The organism is Limosilactobacillus pulli (assembly GCF_947381555.1).
In the GTDB taxonomy this organism is placed as follows: Bacteria; Bacillota; Bacilli; order Lactobacillales; family Lactobacillaceae; genus Limosilactobacillus; species Limosilactobacillus pulli.
In genome coordinates, this window is the sequence record NZ_CANCWQ010000007.1 from 26,240 (window position 1) to 45,920 (window position 19,681).

At 47.6% G+C, this 19,681-nt stretch carries 17 protein-coding genes, 3 pseudogenes and 1 riboswitch; of the genes and pseudogenes, 18 read left to right on the plus strand and 2 right to left on the minus strand.

The window, feature by feature from the left end:
* Positions 1 to 70: 70 nt before the first annotated feature.
* The gene (pepT, locus tag QOS03_RS03445; protein WP_283575344.1) at positions 71 to 1,315 is read left to right on the plus strand and encodes a peptidase T; all 1,245 of its coding nucleotides are present in this window, start codon (positions 71 to 73) and stop codon (positions 1,313 to 1,315) included.
* Between the two features lie 120 nt (positions 1,316 to 1,435).
* A pseudogene (locus QOS03_RS03450) lies at positions 1,436 to 2,285 on the plus strand (aldo/keto reductase).
* A gap of 53 nt (positions 2,286 to 2,338) precedes the next feature.
* Here the strand turns inward: QOS03_RS03450 and QOS03_RS03455 are convergent.
* A pseudogene (locus tag QOS03_RS03455) lies at positions 2,339 to 2,809 on the minus strand (low molecular weight protein-tyrosine-phosphatase).
* A 170-nt stretch (positions 2,810 to 2,979) separates the two neighbouring features.
* On the opposite strand from QOS03_RS03455, the pseudogene QOS03_RS03460 reads away from it, so the two are divergent.
* A pseudogene (locus QOS03_RS03460) lies at positions 2,980 to 3,753 on the plus strand (DNA/RNA non-specific endonuclease); the annotation flags it as partial.
* A gap of 284 nt (positions 3,754 to 4,037) precedes the next feature.
* On the opposite strand, the gene QOS03_RS03465 reads toward QOS03_RS03460, so the two are convergent.
* Complete coding sequence (locus QOS03_RS03465) at positions 4,038 to 4,241, minus strand: YjzD family protein (RefSeq protein WP_272216253.1); 204 nt, start codon at positions 4,239 to 4,241, stop codon at positions 4,038 to 4,040.
* Between the two features lie 274 nt (positions 4,242 to 4,515).
* Between QOS03_RS03465 and QOS03_RS03470 the strand changes: the two genes are divergently transcribed.
* The 15 genes from QOS03_RS03470 to cmk all read left to right on the plus strand — a co-directional run bounded on the left by QOS03_RS03470 (position 4,516) and on the right by cmk (position 19,675).
* Positions 4,516 to 4,941, plus strand: a complete 426-nt coding sequence (locus QOS03_RS03470; protein ID WP_283575346.1) for a serine aminopeptidase domain-containing protein — start codon at positions 4,516 to 4,518, stop codon at positions 4,939 to 4,941.
* Positions 4,868 to 5,338, plus strand: a complete 471-nt coding sequence (locus QOS03_RS03475) for a serine aminopeptidase domain-containing protein (RefSeq protein ID WP_283575347.1) — start codon at positions 4,868 to 4,870, stop codon at positions 5,336 to 5,338. The genes QOS03_RS03470 and QOS03_RS03475 overlap by 74 nt, the downstream gene beginning before the upstream one ends.
* A gap of 194 nt (positions 5,339 to 5,532) precedes the next feature.
* Complete coding sequence (dnaE, locus tag QOS03_RS03480) at positions 5,533 to 8,859, plus strand: DNA polymerase III subunit alpha (RefSeq protein ID WP_283575348.1); 3,327 nt, start codon at positions 5,533 to 5,535, stop codon at positions 8,857 to 8,859.
* Positions 8,860 to 9,017: 158 nt separating this feature from the next.
* Entirely contained in the window at positions 9,018 to 10,439 is a 1,422-nt protein-coding gene (pyk, locus tag QOS03_RS03485; protein WP_169461512.1) for a pyruvate kinase, read from the plus strand.
* A gap of 133 nt (positions 10,440 to 10,572) precedes the next feature.
* Positions 10,573 to 11,457, plus strand: a complete 885-nt coding sequence (locus tag QOS03_RS03490; RefSeq protein ID WP_283575373.1) for a CvfB family protein — start codon at positions 10,573 to 10,575, stop codon at positions 11,455 to 11,457.
* Positions 11,457 to 12,368: a tyrosine-type recombinase/integrase gene (locus tag QOS03_RS03495; RefSeq protein ID WP_169461513.1), complete on the plus strand. Its 912-nt coding sequence runs from the start codon at positions 11,457 to 11,459 to the stop codon at positions 12,366 to 12,368. Before QOS03_RS03490 ends, QOS03_RS03495 begins: the two co-directional genes overlap by 1 nt.
* A 2-nt stretch (positions 12,369 to 12,370) precedes the next feature.
* On the plus strand, positions 12,371 to 12,733 hold the full coding sequence (locus QOS03_RS03500; protein WP_169461514.1) for a reductase: 363 nt from the start codon (positions 12,371 to 12,373) through the stop codon (positions 12,731 to 12,733).
* Positions 12,720 to 13,490 carry a segregation and condensation protein A gene (locus tag QOS03_RS03505; protein ID WP_169461515.1) on the plus strand — a complete coding sequence of 257 codons (771 nt, stop codon included), beginning with the start codon at positions 12,720 to 12,722 and terminating at the stop codon, positions 13,488 to 13,490. Before QOS03_RS03500 ends, QOS03_RS03505 begins: the two co-directional genes overlap by 14 nt.
* Positions 13,491 to 13,492: 2 nt before the next feature.
* Positions 13,493 to 14,113: an SMC-Scp complex subunit ScpB gene (gene scpB / locus QOS03_RS03510; protein ID WP_283575349.1), complete on the plus strand. Its 621-nt coding sequence runs from the start codon at positions 13,493 to 13,495 to the stop codon at positions 14,111 to 14,113.
* A complete protein-coding gene (locus QOS03_RS03515; RefSeq protein ID WP_283575374.1) occupies positions 14,085 to 14,801 on the plus strand; it encodes a pseudouridine synthase in 717 nt (238 codons plus the stop codon). The genes scpB and QOS03_RS03515 overlap by 29 nt, the downstream gene beginning before the upstream one ends.
* Before the next feature lie 68 nt (positions 14,802 to 14,869).
* Positions 14,870 to 15,000, plus strand: a riboswitch (FMN riboswitch).
* A 107-nt stretch (positions 15,001 to 15,107) separates the two neighbouring features.
* On the plus strand, positions 15,108 to 15,683 hold the full coding sequence (locus QOS03_RS03520) for an ECF transporter S component (protein WP_283575350.1): 576 nt from the start codon (positions 15,108 to 15,110) through the stop codon (positions 15,681 to 15,683).
* A gap of 132 nt (positions 15,684 to 15,815) precedes the next feature.
* The gene (locus QOS03_RS03525; RefSeq protein ID WP_283575351.1) at positions 15,816 to 16,877 is read left to right on the plus strand and encodes a helix-turn-helix domain-containing protein; all 1,062 of its coding nucleotides are present in this window, start codon (positions 15,816 to 15,818) and stop codon (positions 16,875 to 16,877) included.
* Positions 16,867 to 18,318, plus strand: a complete 1,452-nt coding sequence (locus QOS03_RS03530) for a RecQ family ATP-dependent DNA helicase (RefSeq protein ID WP_408612067.1) — start codon at positions 16,867 to 16,869, stop codon at positions 18,316 to 18,318. The genes QOS03_RS03525 and QOS03_RS03530 overlap by 11 nt, the downstream gene beginning before the upstream one ends.
* 63 nt (positions 18,319 to 18,381) lie before the next feature.
* Positions 18,382 to 18,975, plus strand: coding sequence for an SAG1386/EF1546 family surface-associated protein (locus tag QOS03_RS03535; RefSeq protein WP_283575353.1), 594 nt, complete (start codon positions 18,382 to 18,384; stop codon positions 18,973 to 18,975).
* A gap of 19 nt (positions 18,976 to 18,994) precedes the next feature.
* Positions 18,995 to 19,675, plus strand: coding sequence for a (d)CMP kinase (gene cmk / locus QOS03_RS03540; RefSeq protein WP_169461520.1), 681 nt, complete (start codon positions 18,995 to 18,997; stop codon positions 19,673 to 19,675).
* Positions 19,676 to 19,681 lie beyond the last annotated feature (6 nt).

Sequence of the window (19,681 nt, forward strand, 5' to 3'; positions counted from 1 at the left end):
AACTGTCAAAAAGTGCTAAAGTTGATTTAATCGATAGTAGTGATTGATTTGTAAAGAAAAGGTGATAGATTTGACAGAACAAACATATCCTGAACTGCTGCCGCGGTTTTTAAAGTACGTCAAAGTTGAAACACGCTCTGATCCAAAGTCAGATACGGTACCTTCCAGCCCTAAGGAAACGGCCTTTTTAAATCAGCTGGTCCAAGAGCTTAAGGAATTGGGATTAAGCAACGTGCGGATTCATCCCAAGAATTCGTATCTTCTGGCAACGATTCCAAGCAATCTGGATCATGATGCGCCGGTTGTTGGGTTCATTGCTCATGTTGATACGGCTGATTTCAATGCTGATCATGTTTTGCCACAGGTTGTGGAAGACTATGATGGTCAATCAGATATTGCACTTTCTGATAGCGGCTACCAGCTTTCACCAGCTGAGTTCCCATCGTTAAAAAAGTATGCTCATGATACTTTGATTACCACGGATGGCCGGACGCTGCTGGGTGCTGATGACAAATCAGGCGTGGCCGAGATTGTTACAATGGCTTCGTATCTTTTGCAGCATCCTGAAATCAAGCATGGTACGATTCAAATTGGGCTGGGTCCGGATGAAGAAATCGGAACCGGAGCCGATCACTTTGATGTCAAGGACTTTGGCGCTGACTTTGCCTACACGGTCGATGGCGGTCCACTGGGTGAGCTGGAATACGAAACGTTTAATGCTGCTCAGGCTGAGATCACGATTACGGGCAAAGACGTGCACACTGGGGTCGCTAAAGGAACGATGATCAATGCCATTCAAGTCGGTATTGATCTGCATAATCGTCTGCCAGAACATGACCGTGCCGAAGAAACTGAAGGTCGTGAAGGCTTTTATCACCTTTACAAGTTTAATGGCGGTGTTGATCATGCCGAGATGACCTATCTGATTCGCGATCATGACCGGCAAAAGTTTGAGAATCGTAAAAAGAATCTAATGCAGATCGTGGCACAGCTGAATCAAAAGCTGGGCGAGGATCGCATTCAGATGAAGCTGTACGATCAATACTACAACTTAAAAGATGCGCTCAAAGATCACATGGAAGTCGTTGAAATTGCCAAGCAGGCGATGGAAAATCTGGATATCAAACCAGTGATCTATCCGGTTCGTGGCGGCACGGATGGTTCGACAATCTCCTATTTAGGATTACCAACGCCAAACCTGTTTGCTGGTGGCGAGAACATGCACTCACGCTTTGAGTACGTTTCTTTGCAGACCATGGAAAAAGCATTGGATGTCTTGGTTGAAATCGCCAAGCTGACGGCACAAGAAAAATAGTCAAAAAGCCCGTCGCAAACTCGCGGCGGGCTTTTTAACTGAATTTCAGAAAACGCTGTCATCATTTGGCCAACGGTGATAAGCTGAAACAAACAACCTCAATCAGAAAGGATGATGAAGATGCAAACCGTTACGATTAATCAACGCGTCTTGCCAGCAGTTGGTCTGGGTACCTGGCATATTGGAGATGATCCTGTTAAAACCGAACAAGAAATCAAGGCGCTGCAAGCTGGTATCAAAGCAGGAGCTCGGGCAATTGATACGGCCGAAATGTATGGCAACGGCAACGCAGAACGACTGGTTGCTCAAGCTATCAAACCGTTTGAACGGGAAGATTTGTTTATCATCGACAAGGTGCTGCCGCAAAATGCCGGCCGTGCGCAGTTGGAAAAAAGTCTGGATCGCAGTTTGAAAAACGCTGGTACCGATTATTTTGATCTGTATCTATTGCACTGGCGCGGGCAGATTCCGTTGGCTGAAACCGTAGCTGAATTGGAACGGGTTAAGCAGGCAGGCAAGATTCGCGCTTGGGGCGTTTCCAATTTCGATGTGGCCGATCTCAAAGAGCTCTTTGCCTTGCCAAATGGCATCAACTGTGCGGCTAATGAAGATCTTTACAATCTAGATCGCCGTGGTATTGAGTATGATCTGCTGACCTGGCAAAAGGATCATCAACTGCCATTGATTGCCTATTCACCGGTTGCGCAAGCTGATTCGCTTAGTGGACGCTTAAGTAATAATCCAACGCTTAAGAAGCTGGCGGCAGTCCATCATGCCACGGTTTATCAGATCATGCTGGCCTGGACCATTCGCTGCGGCAACACGTTAACGATTCCACAATCCAGCAATCCAAAAACATGCCGAACAAAACGTGGCTGCGGGTGAGATTGAATTTAGTGACGTCGAGCTTTTAAAATTAGAGCAGGCCTTTCCGTCACCAAAGCAAAAGCAGCCATTGGCAACGATCTAGCAGCCGAATTGACGCGTCTGACTTTTAGTTGTGGTATTATAACAGCCATCTCTTTAAGCCCGATTAAGCTCTTTTTGAAATCGTTTCAGCCAGGCTGGCAGTGCTTCGCTTAATGACTCATACGTATCATGGAAACGATGCGTAATTCAAGGATCGACAATCCAGTGATCCTCTTTGCCAGCTACAGTCACATAGATTCCATGAACCTTGTCAGCCAAACCAGCTGGTGCCATGGAGCGGGCATCCAGCATATTCATCTGATCCATTACCAAAATGTAGTCGGCATCATAAAAGTCTTGATCATTTAACTGCCGCGCAATCAGTCCATCTGCTGATAAATCGTGTTCGGCAAGAACGGCCTTGGTTCTGGAGTCAGCTGGCGAGCCGGCTGCAATGTCGCTGGTACCGGCTGAGTCAATCTGAATCTGATCAGCCAATTCGGCATCAATCACCATTTGACGAAACATGGATTCAGCCATTGGTGAGCGGCAGATGTTGCCTAAGCAGACAAAAATAACCTTCATTAAAAGCTACCTCATTTACTTTTGTTTAGGCATTATAACAGCTGGTTAGTCTAAATTGGGTCAAAATAGAAAAGAGTCGCGGGATTGCTGAAAATGTGTTACTCTAAAATTAGAGATGGAGCGATTGAAATAAGATCGCTCCTTTTTTGTTGATTCTGGGGGAGTGTTCAATGAAAAATAAAATTATAAAGAAAAATAAAATTATAAAGATAATGTTGGTGCCGTTGCTGGCCTTGGGAGTCGGTCTGTCGTTACCGCAGCCTTCAATGACAAGCTCGGTTCAGTCAACTGTCGCTTTGGCCGCCAAAAAGCAGGCAAAGCATCAGTCGCAGCGGGTCAAAAAGCAGGCAGCTGCGTCTTCCAGTCAATCTGATGAGCAGCTGGCTCAGCTCGATTATCAAGGTACTCAGACAATCAGCGTTAATAACGGCCAGCCGACGTTTAGCAATGAGGACTTAGATACCAGTCATGGTGCCTGGCAGCAGTATGGCAATTTAGATCGTTTGAACCGGGCTACGCAGGCTAATGCACTGCTTAATCGTTCTTTGATGCCAAAGGCCAAGCGCGAGCCGCTGACTGTTGATCCAACCGGTTGGCACAACAAAAAAATCAAAGGTGGCTATTTATATAATCGCTCGCATCTGATTGGCTACCAGCTGACGGGTCAAAACAACAACTGGAAAAATCTGATTACGGGAACGCGCTCGCTGAATGATCCCGAGATGGTACGCTATGAAGACGAGGTAGCCGACTATCTGCGGGCTAATCCAAATGATTATGTGCGTTATCAGGTTACACCGGTTTTTCGAGGCGATGAGCTGTTGGCGCGCGGCGTGCACATGCAGGCACAATCGGTTAACAGCCAGGCGGTCAGCTTTAACGTTTATATATTTAACGTTCAAAATGGCGTCACGCTCAACTATGCTGACGGTACCAGTACGGTTGATAGTAATGCTCAGGCGGCCAGCTCTGCGCCAGCGGTGGTTTCAAAGGTCAGCGATACGACTGCAGAGCAGGGCAGCAATGATCAGGCAACCGTCTACGTTACGCCAAACGGTACTAAGTATCATTTGAATCGCAACTGTCGGGCATTATCTCGTTCCAAAACGGTTGAGACGATGACACAGGGACAGGCAATTGCTGACGGCTATACGCTGTGTGGTTTTGAACGATAAAAAAGAGCACCGAGATGAATTCTCAGTGCTCTTTTTATAATTGCAGAAATAAATTATTTAGCAGCCTTGTCTGGGTTAGCCTGCTTTGAAATCAGGGAAATGCAGTTGGTTGCCAATAATGCTACAACTACGGCAACGATTCCAGTGGTTGTGTAGTTGACCGTGGCGCCTTCCAGTTGACCAGCGATGTAGCCTAAAACGTCACCCAGGATAAAGCTCCAGATAATGATCATGATTTCTTTGCCAATTGTACGCATTTTAGTTCACCCCTTAGTTATATACAAGAATATTTTATCATAAAAAGATTGAATTGAGTATCGTGAATCAAAAGCTTTTCGGATCAGCTGTCGCAGTAAACATCGTGGGCAATCCATCTGAGTTGGTGATGTCTGATTTTCAGCGATCAGCCCCAACCCATTGGATGATTGAACGGCTCATGATTTGATTGACAAAATTTTCTAAAGATTAACGTCCTAAATGTGAAAATGATGTTATAATTTTAATGATTTTCTAATTGAGGGAGGAAGAACTATGTCAGAAGCGATCGGTGAATCTCAGCTGCTGATTAAGACCCCAGATCATCAGCAATTGTTTGTAAAACAGAATCGGCCACTGGCACCACAAGCTGTTTTGGTAGTCGTGCATGGTCTAGGTGGACATCAAGGGCGCTATGACTATCTGACCAACTGGTTTGTTACCCATTATGTTGCCGTTTACCGCTATGATCATCGCGGCCATGGTCAGACTCCTGGGGTACATGGCGTTTATGGCGACTTTAACCATTTTCCTGATGATCTTAAAACCGTTGTCGATTGGGCCAAAAAAAAACACGCCGCATCTGCCAATCTTTGTCGTTGGTCACAGTCTGGGCGGCGGCACGGCGATGGCATTTGGTGCCAAATATCCAGCAACGGTCAATGGCATTATTTCCGTTGGGGCCTTAACGAGATATCATAATCAGATCTTTGGACCAGTTCATCGTTTTAAAACTGATGAGACAATCAGTGGTAGTTTTGGTGATCGAAGCAACAGCAGTGCCTGGATGCGAAAAGACTATCAAGACGATCCCTTGAATCTAACCGTAATTAAAGGATCACTGCTGAATGCGGCTTTGGATCTGGTTGCGTTTAATAAATCGCATGCTGCTGATTTTGTGGATCCGGTTTTGGTTCTGCATGGTGCCGAAGATGGCGTGGTCAGTGTCGATGACTCAATGGACAGTTATCGTGAAATCGCTTCGGTAGATAAAGAACTGCATGTTTACCCATGTTTAAGACATCAGGTTTTAAACGAACCATCGCGCCGCCGGGAAGTATATCAAGAAATCTTGAACTGGATGAAAAAACATGGCTAAATGAGTTAAAGAGATCAATTGCCTAACTATTTTATAGATAATATTGCACCAGTATGTTAGCCTGGCGGGCCAAACGCTGAAAATCAGTTTGCTACCGATTTTCGACGTTTTTTCTTACTCCCTTTTATTGATGCAACGGTACGTTTTTTGGCGGCGGCTTCTGCTATAATTTTAAGTGAAAGGATGGATCACGAATGGAACTAGTGCCGCTTAACGTAATCAGCACCTATAGTCTATTGCAGAGTCCGTTGCGCCCGCAAGAGCTGGTGCAAGGAGCCAAGGCCAAGGGGTATCATGCCGTAGCTTTGGCTGATTGGAACGTGATGTATGGTGCGATTGATTTTTACAATGCCGCCAAAGCAGCCGGTATCAAGCCTTTATTGGGACTACGGCTGCATCTAAAGACTGCGGCCATGACCACTAGAGGCCTGGAAGTCTTGTTTTTGGCACGGACGCAGGCAGGCTATCTCAATTTGATGCAGCTGTCGACGCTCAAACAGACGCAGGCACAAACACGATTTTTGACGCATCAGGAGATCAAGCCTTATCTAAACGATCTGGATTTGATCCTACCCGCGCAGCCATTGACGCTTGACCAGTCATTGATTGACCAGTGGCTGCCGGCAATGATTGAAGCTACGGCCGGGCATCTTTGGCTGGGCGTTGATCTGGAACTTGATGCCATTCAGCGTGAGCAGATCAAACAAACGGCACAACATTATGATGTATCGTTGGCAGCTGCACCACGGGTTGAATATTTAGAAGACGACGATGCATTTGCGGCTGATGTGTTGCGCCATATTGATGCGGGAACTAAGATGGCCAATCCGTTTTTTCAGGCACATCAATCAATCAGTCGCGCACTGCCTGAACAAGAAAAGCTCAGCCAGGCATTCTTGGATTCGGGATTTGAAAATGCAGTTGAACAAACGACTAGAATCGCTCAAGAATGCGCTGTTGAGGTTCGGTTTCAAAAGCCTGTCTTACCCAAGTTTCCAACACCAGATCAGCAGAATGCCGCGGATTATCTAAAGTCACTGTGTCAGGCGGGACTTCAGAAACGACCATTGGCACCAGGATATACCTTGGCTGACTATCAAAAGCGGCTGCAAAGTGAGCTGACGACGATTCATGAAATGGGGTTTGACGATTATTTTCTGATTGTCTGGGACGTTATGCGCTTCGTTCACCAGCAGAAAATGGCGACTGATCCAGGACGAGGCTCGGCGGCTGGTTCGCTGGTTGCCTATGTTTTGGCGATTACCGAGGTTGATCCATTAAAATACCAATTGCTGTTCGAACGGTTCTTAAATCCGGAACGGGCGCAGATGCCGGATATCGACCTTGACCTGCCTGACAATCGGCGTGATGAGGTGTTGGCTTATGTTCACCAAAAGTATGGTCATAGCCGAGTTGCTCAGATCATTACGTTTGGGACGTTTGGTGCCAAGCAGGCTGTCAGGGACGTGGGCCGGGTTTTTGGCATGCCAGTCTATGCTATCGATGAGCTGGCCCGCGCCGTTCCCAATCTGCCCAAGATTACGTTGCAGCAAGCCTTAAATGAATCGCGATCGCTCAATAATCTGCTCAGCGATTCTTCACAAAACGCGCTTTTAATGAAAACCGCACTGCGGATTGAGGGACTACCGCGTCATTATTCCACGCATGCGGCCGGAATCGTTTTGTCCCAGGATCCTTTGAATCAACTGGTACCATTGCAAAACGGCAGTGATGGCCTGTTGATGACGCAGTTTCCCAAAGATACGGTTGAGGCATTGGGCCTTTTGAAGATGGACTTTTTGGGATTGCGAAACCTGTCGATCATGGATGCGGCTTTGCGACTGGTCGAAAAGAGCCAACCAGATTTTAATCTGCGAAAAATCAGTCTCAATGATCCATTGACCTTGCAGCTGTTTCAAAAAGGAGCAACGGAAGGAATTTTTCAATTTGAGTCAAGCGGGATTCGGCAGGTATTGATACGGCTGTATCCCGAAAACTTTGAAATGATCGTGGCCGTCAACGCGCTGTATCGTCCTGGACCAATGGACAACATTACGCATTTTATCGCCCGTAAAGAGGGTCGTGAAAAGGTCAGTCTGCCTGATCCATCGCTAGCACCGATTCTGGCACCAACCTATGGGATTTTGGTCTATCAAGAGCAGGTCATGCAACTGGCAGCTAAGATGGCTGGCTTTACACTGGGGCAGGCTGATCTTTTGCGGCGGGCGATGAGCAAGAAAAAGCAAGATGTAATGGAAAAAATGCGTGGTCGCTTTGTGCAAGGCGCGATTGCCAATGGCTATTCCAAGACGGTTGCCGAGCAGGTCTTTGATTATATTGATCGTTTTGCCAACTATGGCTTCAATCGTTCCCATGCCGTGGCTTATTCGATGATGGCCTTTGAAATGGCTTATTTGAAGTGTCATTTTGCACCAGCGTTTTTTGCCGCATTATTGAATGCCCATGCTGGTTCAGAAAAAATGCGCGCCTATTTTGAGGATGCCAGATCGTTTGGCGTGGCAATTATCGGTCCCAATATCAACTTCAGCCAGGCCGACTTTAGTCTGTACCAGGGTCGGGTCTTGTTTGGCCTTGCAATGATTAAGGGCATCCGACGCGATCTGATCAAAGCGGTTATCGATCAGCGAAAACAAAAACCGTTTGCCAATCTGGCCGACTTTATTGGCCGCATCGACGTTAAATTTAGAAAAGTCGAACTGATTGCGCCGCTGATTTATGCCGGTGCTTTTGATCATTTGGGCAGCAACCGGGCTGAGATGATTGATGCCTTGCCGGACTTGATTGACGGAGCTGAGTTTAATCAAGCGCTGATGGGCAACGATACTTTTCAGACGACGATCCCGGCGCGGCCGGAGTATTCTTTGGCACAGCGGCTGGAAAAAGAGCATGAGTATCTGGGCATCTACTTGTCGGGACATCCCGTCAGTCAGTATCGGGCTTTGGCCAATCAGCTGCATGCGGTCAAGGTCACTCAGCTTAAAGAGGGAATGAATGCGACTTTGATCTTATATGTCAGTCGCGTTAAGACGATCAATACCAAAAAAACGCGTCAGCCCATGGCATTTATCAGTGCCTCTGATGAAACCGGCAGTATTGAGGTAACGGTTTTTCCAAAACAGTTTCAGCGCTACCAAGAACTGATTGCTGCGCGCAATGTCTTGATTATCAGCGGCCGAGTGGAAAATCGTAATGGCAGTCTGCAGCTGCTGGCCAGTCGAATTCAGCTGACTTTGACTGCTGGTGAGCGTGGATCGGCGCCAGCCAAGACGCGCTGGTTTCTGCAGTTGCGACCTGGTGTCTTGACACCGCAGCTTTCTGCTCAGCTGCAGGAATTTATCAAGCTTCACCATGGCAATGTGCCAGTAATGGTTTATTATCCTGAAAAAAAACAGACGCAGCTGCTGCCGCGTAGTCAGTGGCTCAATGGGGATGAAGCTACTAAAAAGGGACTGATTGATCTTTTGGGAGTCAGCAACGTGGTTTATCAATCCGTGCCATGAAATGGTTTGTTGCCAGCGTCAAAAATAATTAAAGTGTTAGCGTTTTCTTAATGCAATTAGTAAAGACAACGAATTTAAAAAGTGCTATGATAAGTGTTGTGCAAATGAGGTGCGCAATGGCGCAGTTTCTGCATTAATGCAAAGGAGAGATGTCACTTATGAAGAAAACCAAGATTGTAAGTACCCTTGGTCCTGCAAGTACTGATGTTGACACGATTGTAAAGCTGATCAATGCTGGTGCCAACATTTTCCGTTTCAACTTCTCACACGGTGATCACCCAGAACACCTGGGCCGTATGAACAATGTTAAGAAGGCTCAAGAAATCACCGGTAAGCACGTTGGTCTGATGTTGGACACTAAGGGTGCTGAAATTCGTACTACTGTTGAAAAAGACGGTAAGATCGAATTCAATGCTGGTGACAAGGTTCGGATCTCAATGGACGACTCCATTGAAGGTACGCACGAAAAGATTGCTGTTACCTACCCAGGTCTGTACGATGACGTTCACGTTGGCGGCCACGTTCTGTTTGATGATGGTCTGATCGACATGATCATCGACGAAAAGGACGAAGCTAACCATGAACTGGTCTGCACGGTTCAAAACCATGGTCTGCTGGGTTCACGCAAGGGTGTCAACGCACCTGGCGTTTCCATCAACCTGCCTGGTATCACGGAAAAGGACTCTAGCGACATTCGTTTTGGCCTGGAACAAGGTATCAACTACATCGCCGCTTCCTTCGTTCGTAAGCCAGAAGATATCGAAGACATTCGTGCACTGCTGAAGGAAAAGAACATGGAAGACGTTCAAATCTTCCCTAAGATCGAATCTCAAGAAGGTATCGACAACTTCGAAGCAATTATGCAAGTTGCTGATGGTCTGATGGTTCCACGTGGTGACATGGGTGTTGAAATCCCAGCTGAAAACGTGCCATTGGTACAAAAGAAGATGATTCGCCGCTGCAACGAAATGGGCAAGCCAGTTATCACGGCTACCCAAATGCTGGACTCCATGGAAGAAAACCCACGCCCAACGCGTGCCGAAGTTTCTGACGTTGCCAACGCTGTCTTTGATGGTACTGATGCAACGATGCTGTCTGGTGAAAGTGCCAACGGTGACTGGCCAGTAGAAGCCGTTTCTACGATGGCTCGCATTGACGTTAAGGCTGAAAACAACCTGGACCTGTTCGGTACGGAAACGTTCAACTTTGACAAGAGCGACGTTACGGAAACGATCGGTTCTGCAGTTGCCCAAGCCGCTAAGGACCTTGACATCAAGGTTATCGTAGCCGCTACTTCTTCAGGCTACACGGCCCGTATGATCTCCAAGTACCGTCCAAACGCCGACATTCTGGCTTTGACGTTTGATGAACGGACTGAACGTGGTCTGATGGTTAACTGGGGTGTTCAACCATACGTTGTTGACAAGCCAGCTGACACTGATGAAATGTTTGCTCTGGCTGCTAAGAAGGCAGTTGAACTTGGTTTTGCCAAGAAGGGCGACAAGATCATCGTGGTTGCCGGTGTTCCTATGGGCACGCCAGGTGCAACCAACCTGATGCGGGTTGAAACGATCAAGTAGTCTTGATTATTTCATCCGCAAAAACCGTCTGTCATTAGACAGGCGGTTTTTTTACTCCTTTGCTTTTATTTTGTTCTAATATTATGTAAAATAGGCTAGATACCCAACTGAGAAAATTAAGGATGATAAAATGATAAATTCAGTACTTGGCAAAGTCGTCGATGCCGTAATGATCGACGAAAACGACCATGATTATTTCGTACAGCCTGCGCGCAACGGTCAAACCTATCGCCTGTCCAAGGATGAAAGCCCTCAGGTTCTGCATATTGGTGGTTCCGTTCGCGGCTTTGTCTATGAAAATGAAAATCACCAGCTGCAAATGACCTGTCAGCATATTCCAACGGTACAAGTTGATCATTATGATTTTGGGACGGTTGTTGGTGTTCGGCGCGACTTGGGCGTCTTTGTCGATATTGGTCTGCCTAATAAAGACATCGTCGTTTCATTGGATGATCTGCCGAGTCTCAAGCATCTATGGCCGCAAAAAGGCGATCGCTTGATGATGGCGCTTAAGGTTGACGATAAAAATCGAATCTGGGGCCAGTTGGCAGATGAGAGCGTTTTTGAAGCTATCGCCAATCGTCCTAATCCCCGGATGAAAAACAAGGACGTTAAGGCAACGGTCTACCGTTTGAAGATGGCAGGAACGTTTGTGATTACAGATGACTACTGCCTGGGCTTCATTCACCCAAGTGAGCGCGATCAAGAGCCTAGATTAGGTCAGCGAATCTCGGCACGAGTAATCGGTCTATCAAGTCATGGCAGTCTTAATCTTTCATTAAAGCCGCGTGCCTACCAGGCAATCGGCGAAGATGCTCAGATGCTTTTGGAGATGCTGCGTCGCACGCCTGACCATACGCTGCCGTTTACTGACAAGAGTGATCCCGAGGCAATTCGGCAAGAGTTTGGCATCAGCAAGGGCCAGTTCAAACGCGCGGTTGGTCATCTCTTGAAGGCAAGAATGGTCAGCATGGTCAATGGCAAGCTGATTTTAATTAAGGATCCAGATGATAAATAATGAGTAAAGCACCGCTACAACCGGCTGCTGCCGACTATATCAAACAACTGAAAATCGAAAATCGGCTGGCCCAAAATACTATCACCAGTTACCAGCGTGATCTTTTGGATGCCGTTCGCTATTTACAAGATACGCATGCTGACTGGCAAGATGTTGATCAAACGGCAGTCATGGCTTTTTTGGATCAGCTAAAACAACAGGGCGTGGCTAGAGAAACCATCAATCGTCATATCGTCAGTCTGCGTCAGCTCTATAAGTATCTGCGTCAGATGGGTCGGGTTGATGTTGACCCTTTGGCTAATTTGACGACTGCGGCTATTCCGGCTAAACAGACCCCCGTTATGTCGACCAGCCAGATTGCGGCTCTTTTAGCCGTACCAAACGTTAACAATCGAACCGGACTGCGGGATCGAGCAATTTTTGAGCTGCTGTATGCAACCGGAATGCGCGTCAACGAACTGCTGAGTCTTAAGGTAGCAGATATTGACCTAAATGCACAGCTGGTTATGCCGCATGATCGATCAGGACGCACCAGGGTCGTGCCAATCAGTGATGAATGCACGAAATGGCTCAAGCGCTATGCTGATGAGTCTCGTTTTAAACTGATGCGTGATGACACCGACGTTTTCTTCTTGAACAATCGGGGTCAGTCCTTGACTCGTCAAGCAATCTGGCAAAAATTGCGCTCAGCCGGCAGCCGGGCTGAATTGGAATTGGACGTAACGCCGGATGTCTTAAGGGCCACTTTTGCCCACGAAATGCTGGTCAATGGGGCCGATCTCAGGGCCGTTCAAATAATGCTTGGTCATCAGTCGCTGAGTACGACGGAACGCTATGCACCAAGCGATGACGTTCACCTGGCTGCTCAGTATCGGCAGTATCATCCCCAATCAATAAACGAGGTGGAATAATTATGCTGGTGCCATATCGCAAGGACTATCGTAAAATCATTCTGGGTATTTTGTCATTTATTCCCAGCCTGCATGATTATGATCGCGTGGCTGAGGAAGTGGATTGGTCACTGGGGGTCGGCAACCCGATTTATCTGTGGCAAAATGATGAGGATGGCGACTTCAGCGGTGCGGCCATTATCGAACTGGGACCAGAGTATGTTTTGATTCGCCGAATTTCGTTTCTGCCCAGCGAGCGTTCAGGCAAAAACGTCTATGCCTTTTTAACGGCGCTGCACCAAAAGTATGCCAATCGGCGCTTGATGGGAACCATGGCTACGCAGCCTTTGATTACAAATTGGGAGAAAACGAATGAAAAACAATGAAAATCAGCTGCTGCAGCACCCATACCAGCCCAACATCAAGCTTGCGGATTTTGAGGGCCCACTTGATCTATTGCTGCATTTGATTCGTCAGTCTGAAATGGATATCTATGACATTCAGATTGCTGAGATTACGGGACAATACATGCAATATCTGCGTCAGATGCAGCAGCATCAACTAGAGGTTGCCGGTGAGTATTTCGTCATGGCAGCAACTTTAATGGCGATTAAGAGCCAGATGCTTTTGCCTAAGCCGTCCGTACCAGAAGATGAGGAACCAATTGAAGAGGATCCACGTGAAGAGCTGGTTGAACAGCTGCTGGAATATCAACGCTACAAACAGGCTGCTGAAAAGCTCAAGGATAAAGAGGCTTTTCGGCAAAAAGAGTTTACGCGTACAGCGATGGCGGTGCCAGCGGAATTTATTCACTCTCAAACGGCACCTGGGACAACGCTCGAACAGCTCAAAGAAGCTTTTGAGCAGGTTTTGAAACGACACCAGGCACTTGAGCCCGAAACGGCTACCGTGGCGCCAGAAAAGACGACCGTTGAAGAGCGAATTCAGTTTGTCATGCAGCGAGTCAGACAAGGAGCAGTTGCTTTTGAGGAACTGTTTGAGGATCTAAAAACGCGTGATAATTTAGTGACGACTTTTTTGGCAGTCCTGGAACTGGCTAAACATCGCCGCGTCGTTTTGCATCAAGCGGCCCGGTTTGCACCATTGATTTTGACGCCTGGAAAAATAAGTGAGGAAGATTAAGCTTGAACCCATTAGCTGAAATTGAAGGTCTGCTGTTTATCAGTGGCGATGAAGGCATTTCGCTGGGAGATCTGTCTAAGGTTACGGGATATTTGAAACCGGCAGTTCTGGAGATGATTGCGCAGTTAAAAGAAAAATATCAGCAAGATGAAAACAGTGCCTTAACGCTTTTGGACAGCGACTCGGTCTATCGATTGGCAACCAAGGCCCAATTGGCCGACGTTATGCAGCACTACTTTGAAGAGCCGCTGACAACACCGCTTACCCAAACGTTGCTGGAGGTATTGGCCATCGTTGCTTATAAGCAGCCATTGACGCGTCTTGAAATTGATGAGATTCGCGGCGTACAAAGCTCTGGATCGCTTCAAAAGCTGACGGCGCGAGGCTTGGTTGAGACGCACGGTCGCCTGGCAGTTCCAGGACGTCCGTTTTTATATGTTACGACGCCGGCTTTTTTGGACTACTTTGGTTTGACGACATTGGATGAGCTGCCGGCTCTAGACAAAAATCTGCAGCCAGAAGACTTGGATGGCGATATCTTCTTGCGGGCACTGCAGTCGCGACAAATGAGAAAGGAAATATCAGAAAATGAAGATGGAAAGACTCCAAAAAGCAATGGCTGAGGCCGGCGTGGCCAGTCGACGAGCCTCGGAGAAACTGATTGCTCAAGGCCACGTCAAGGTCAATGGCAAGCTGGTTACCGAACTGGGCACCAAGGTCAGCTCCAGTGATCAGGTAACGGTTGACGGCGTTCCACTAGAGCGTGAGCAGCCGGAATACTACCTGCTCAATAAGCCGCGGGGTGTTATCACGTCAGCTAATGATGAGCATGGTCGCCGCACCGTGGTCGATATTTTAAAAGACGGCGGCGTAACCTCGCGTATTTATCCGGTTGGACGACTGGATTACGATACGACGGGCGTTTTGCTGCTGACCAATGATGGCGCACTGGCCAACAAGCTTATGCATCCTAAGTTTGAGATTGAAAAGACCTACGTTGCCAAGGTTAAGGGCTTGATTTCCAACCATGATCTGGAACAGCTGCGTCATGGCGTGATGATCGATGGTAAAAAGACCAAAGAGGCCAAACCCAAGCTGCTTAAAGTTGACAAGGAACATCGTGTCTCGGTCGTGCGGCTGACGATTCACGAAGGCCGCTATCACCAGGTTAAAAAGATGTTTAAGGCGGTCGGTCACCCGGTTCAAAAACTGACGCGGGAAAGTGATGGCATTCTAAATCTAAAGGGACTGCCAGGCGGTCAATGGCGTGAGCTGAAGATGGATGAGATCAATGCCTTAAAAAAACTATAAGCATCAAATTGAAGAAAAAGTTTGCTTATGCTATAGTGTAATCGTTCATGAAATTAATTTAATAATAGGTTTATCTTCAAGGCAGGGTGTGATTCCCGACCGGCGGTAAAAGCCCGCAACCCGATGACAGATTGGTTATCGGTGGAACCTGGCGTAATTCCAGGTGCCGACAGTATAGTCTGGTATATAGAAGATTTTCGCTTATACGAAATCAATGACAGCCGCTGATGAACCGTTTTCATCAGCGGCTTTTTTCGTTGGGCGAGCAGCCCCGGAGATGACCTTCAATTTTAGGAGGTTTTAATCATGACAGTTTCTCGTATCCGTATCCAGCGCCTGGCTGGGATCGCCTGCTTGAGCGCACTGGCATTTGTATTGATGATGCTGGAGTTTCCAATCGTTCCGGTTGCCACTTATCTAAAGCTGGACTTTTCTGACGTACCCGTATTGCTGGGAACGCTGATCTATGGTCCAGTTGGCGGCATCATTATCGCAGCCATCAAGTGCTTGATTCATGCATTGGTCTACGGCTTTTCGATTGGTGAGCTGCTGGGGGTCGGCAGTGACTTTATTTCTTCTTTGGCCTTGATGCTGCCATTTGCCTGGGCAGCTAAGAAGGCCTCGCTGAAGCCGGCACGTCGCTACTTGCTGGGAACCGTATCCGGGACGCTGGTTTTGACGGTTGTAATGTCTTTACTTAATCTGTGGGTTCTGACGCCGCTTTACATGAAGATTTGGGGCTGGAAGCCAACGATGCCGATCGCTTCTTTGGTGGCATTGGGTGTAGTACCTTTTAACCTTATCAAAGGACTTTTGGTTGGCGGGGTCTCCTCGCTTTTGGCAATGCGCCTGTCCAATTGGCTGGCTAAGCATCAAATGTAACATTAACCAGACGACTGCTAACGGAGGATCCAAGACCAATTTTAATTGGCATGTGGATAAGACGGTGGCAGTCTTTTTTTGTTTGATGAAATTTCGTAAAATTAGCATATAGTATCTTGAGGGGGTGAAACAATGAAGAGCTATTTTATTGAAATGCTGACCGATCAGCCCAGAAGAACGGCGGTCCTGCGCAATACCGTCAAAAACAAGCGGACGGTGGCAACATTGTTTTGGGCACGCGAATACGGTATTTTAAAGTGGCTGGGAGCTGCTCCGAGACTGACGGTCAATGACTTTGAACAATGGCTCGCTCAAATGAAACAGGCAGGCTTGGTCAAAGTAGACGATCAGCTGGCTTGGCTCACCCCCAATGGCATTGCTGAAAAAGAAAAATTTTTAAAGACGCATTATCAGCCGCGGCTCGGTGACTGGTTTTGGCTGGGCAGAACTGATCAGCTGGCTCCGCGCGTCTTATTGGCAACGCAAGCGGTCAGTCAATTTGCCTACCACCAGAACCATTATGTTCCATTGAATCTGGCACCGGCCGAGCTTTACTTTGTCCGCCAGTGGTTTTATAAAAACCGGGTTCAAATCATCGATAATTGGGATCAAGAACTACAGCAGGCGGCTTTTAATCTGGCCAAGCTGGATGAAAGGCTGGCCAAACTGCTGGTTTTTTCCTTACCTGGTTATCAAGCAACGGGTTGGACGCTTGACCAGGCAGCTTTGGCCCTGGATGCTTCGACTGATGAGATTATGGTTATGGAGCGCGATATCTGGCTGGGAATTGGCTATCTGGCACTCAATCAGCCTGGCAGCTTAATGAATCAATTATTGGCTGATCGCCTGCATGAAACGCCGCTTAATCATAGCGCTGCAGTAACGCTGCAAATGTTTGAGCAGGGGATGTCTATTGATCGGATCAGTCAAAAAAGGCGGCTAAAACTGGGAACGATTCGTGAACACATCTTGGAAGCAGCGATCTTTATGCCACGTTTAATCGATCTTAAGCGTTTGATTGATCCCAAACAGGTTCGGCAACTGACTGAACGCTATCATGGCGTACCGGCTGACTGGACGTTTATGCCACCGGTTGCTGAGCCATTAACCGTAGCTGACAAAGCCCAAAATGAGCAGGCCTTTTTTGAGTATCGGCTTTTCCAGATTATCAAAGGGGGCCAAAATGATGAATGAAGATATACTTTATCAAACACTCAAGCAGCGATTTGGCTTTGACGAATTTCGACCTGGTCAAAAAGAGACAATTGAGGCCGTCTTAAAGCGAGAAGACGTCCTGGCAGTACTGCCAACCGGCGCGGGTAAGACGCTGCTTTATCAACTACCGGGTTATTTAATGGCTGGCAGCGTCTTGATCGTTTCGCCGCTGATCTCTTTAATGCAGGATCAAGTTGATCGGTTGCGTCAGCGAGGTGAGCGCAGCGTTGTGATGCTGAATGCCACATTGACTGGCCGATCAAGGCAGCAGGTCTTAAAGAATCTGCGCAGCTATCGCTTTATTTTTGCTTCACCAGAGATTTTGGCTCAGCCGCCGATTAAACAAGCGCTAAGAAATTGTCAGATCAGTCTGTTGGTAATTGACGAAGCACACTGTATTTCACAATGGGGGCCGGATTTTCGTCCTGAGTACCTATTGCTCAAAAATATTAAAAAAGAACTGCAAAATCCACCGATCCTGTTGTTAACGGCCACGGCGACGCCACGCGTTCAAGCTGATATTTTACAAAAGATGGATCTTAATTACGAACGGGTCAAAAAAGTAATTCGTTCGGTCAATCGTCCCAACATCTTTTTGGCAGTCGATCGGGTAGCCAACGATCAAGAAAAGCGCAAGCATCTGTCTCAGTGGCTGCATCAGCTGGGTGGTGGTGGGATCGTCTACTTTTCCAGCCGCCGCTTAGCTAATGAACTGGCTGGTGAGCTGGCAGCAGCAACTGGATTTGGGGTTGCGGCATATCACGCTGGCATCTCGGCAATCGATCGGTTTCGCATACAACAACAGTTCATGCATGGCCAGCTGCAGATTGTCTGTGCCACCAGTGCGTTTGGGATGGGTATTGATAAGGATGATATTCGCTATGTCATTCATTATCATTTGCCGGGCAGTCTGGAAAGCTACGTTCAAGAAATTGGGCGCGCCGGCCGTAATCAAAAACCGGCGCTGGCCTTGCTGATGTATGCACCTGGTGATGAACAGATCCCAAGACAGCTTAGCCAAATTGAGCTGCCCAATCAGATAGTCGTTGAAAAGGTGCAAAAACATGAGCTGCCAAGTCAGGCACTGGGCCCACAGGCTGAACTGATCGAGTTTTATCTAGCGCATGGCTGGGCTTATGCAAAGCTTTACACCATGCTTAAAAAAAGAAGCCAGCTTACAGAGCGGCAGTTAGGGGCAATGCTTGACTACGTTAATGAAACACGGTGCCGGCGGGCCAAGATCATGCGTTATTTTGGTGAACGGCCGGTTGAAGAAAATGTTTGCTGTGATTGTCATCAAAATGACTGGCAGCTGAGTGATCTCAAACTACCAACTCCCCCAGCTCTAGTTATCGCTGATCAATGGGACTGGCAAAAGCAGCTGCGAATTCTGTTTGCCAAGGAATCGAAATCTGGCTAGACAGGCATGGCTTTTTTGCGCTACAATCGATTCAATCACTGAAATATAAAGGAGCGTTCGTTAATGAGTGAACGACGTGAGGACCATCGTCAGGAGGCCGGTAAGCTTTGGGACAAGACCTTTGAGGACAATCAAGATCTTGATGATTCCGGTCACCTGTCGCGTACGGCCCATCGTAAGCAAAGCTCGCATAATTCACGAATCACGACGATTCTGATCGTTTTAATCGTGATTTTGGCAGCAACCCCAATCATTTATTGGGTACATCATGAGCAGTCCTTCAATCATCCGCAGCAAACGGAAAAGGTTGCTCAAGCCACATCGAGCAAGGTAAAAAAAGCGTCCAGCCACGCGAAGTCTAAAACAAAAGCTAAATCCCAGTCCAAGACAGCCTCTGCCAAGTCGCAGGCCAAAAGCAGCGAGAATGAGGCTGAGCCAACCAGCATTACCAGTACTCAGAGCAGCTCAACGTCAAGTACGGCTGCCAGTACCTCATCAACCAGTCAAAGTGGTGCTAAGTATGCCACGGTTGAATCAGGACAGGGTATCTATCGCGTGGCGGCTAATAATGGACTGACGGTTGCGGAACTGGCCAGTCTCAACAAAATATCACCCAATGCACCGCTGCATCCAGGCCAGCGGCTGCGGGTCAAATAAAAGGGGAATTTGAATTTTTATGGAAAAAGGATTGCAAGTGGCCATTGATGGTCCAGCTTCATCGGGCAAAAGCACGGTTGCCAAAATCATTGCCAAGCGATTTGGCTATGTTTACTGTGATACGGGTGCCATGTATCGGTCAGTAACGTGGGCGGCATTGAAAAATGGGATTGCCGTCAGTGATACCAAGGACGTTATTGAGCTGGCTCGCCAGATCAAGATTACGTTTGAACCTGGTGAGCCGGATCAGCGCGTGTTCGTTGACGGTCATGAAGTCACCAAAGACATCCGCACTGAACAAATTGCAGCCAACGTTTCGGCAGTAGCCGCGATTCCTGAGGTTCGCGAGCAAATGGTTGAACAGCAGCGTCAAATCGCGCAGGCTGGTGGTATCGTAATGGACGGCCGTGACATTGGAACAACGGTGCTCCCTAATGCGCAGGTCAAGGTATTTTTGGTTGCCAGTGCTCATGAGCGGGCACGGCGTCGTTATGAAGAAAACCTGCAAAAAGGCTTAGCTACGCAATCATTGGCTGAACTGGAAGCAGCCATCAAGCTGCGGGATCAAAAAGATTCTACGCGCAAAGTCTCGCCGCTGACCCAGGCCAAAGATGCGATTTTAATTGATACGACGAGCTTAACGATTGATCAGGTAGTTGATGAAATCAGCGCACTGATCAAAAAAAACCAGGACAATTAATTCTAA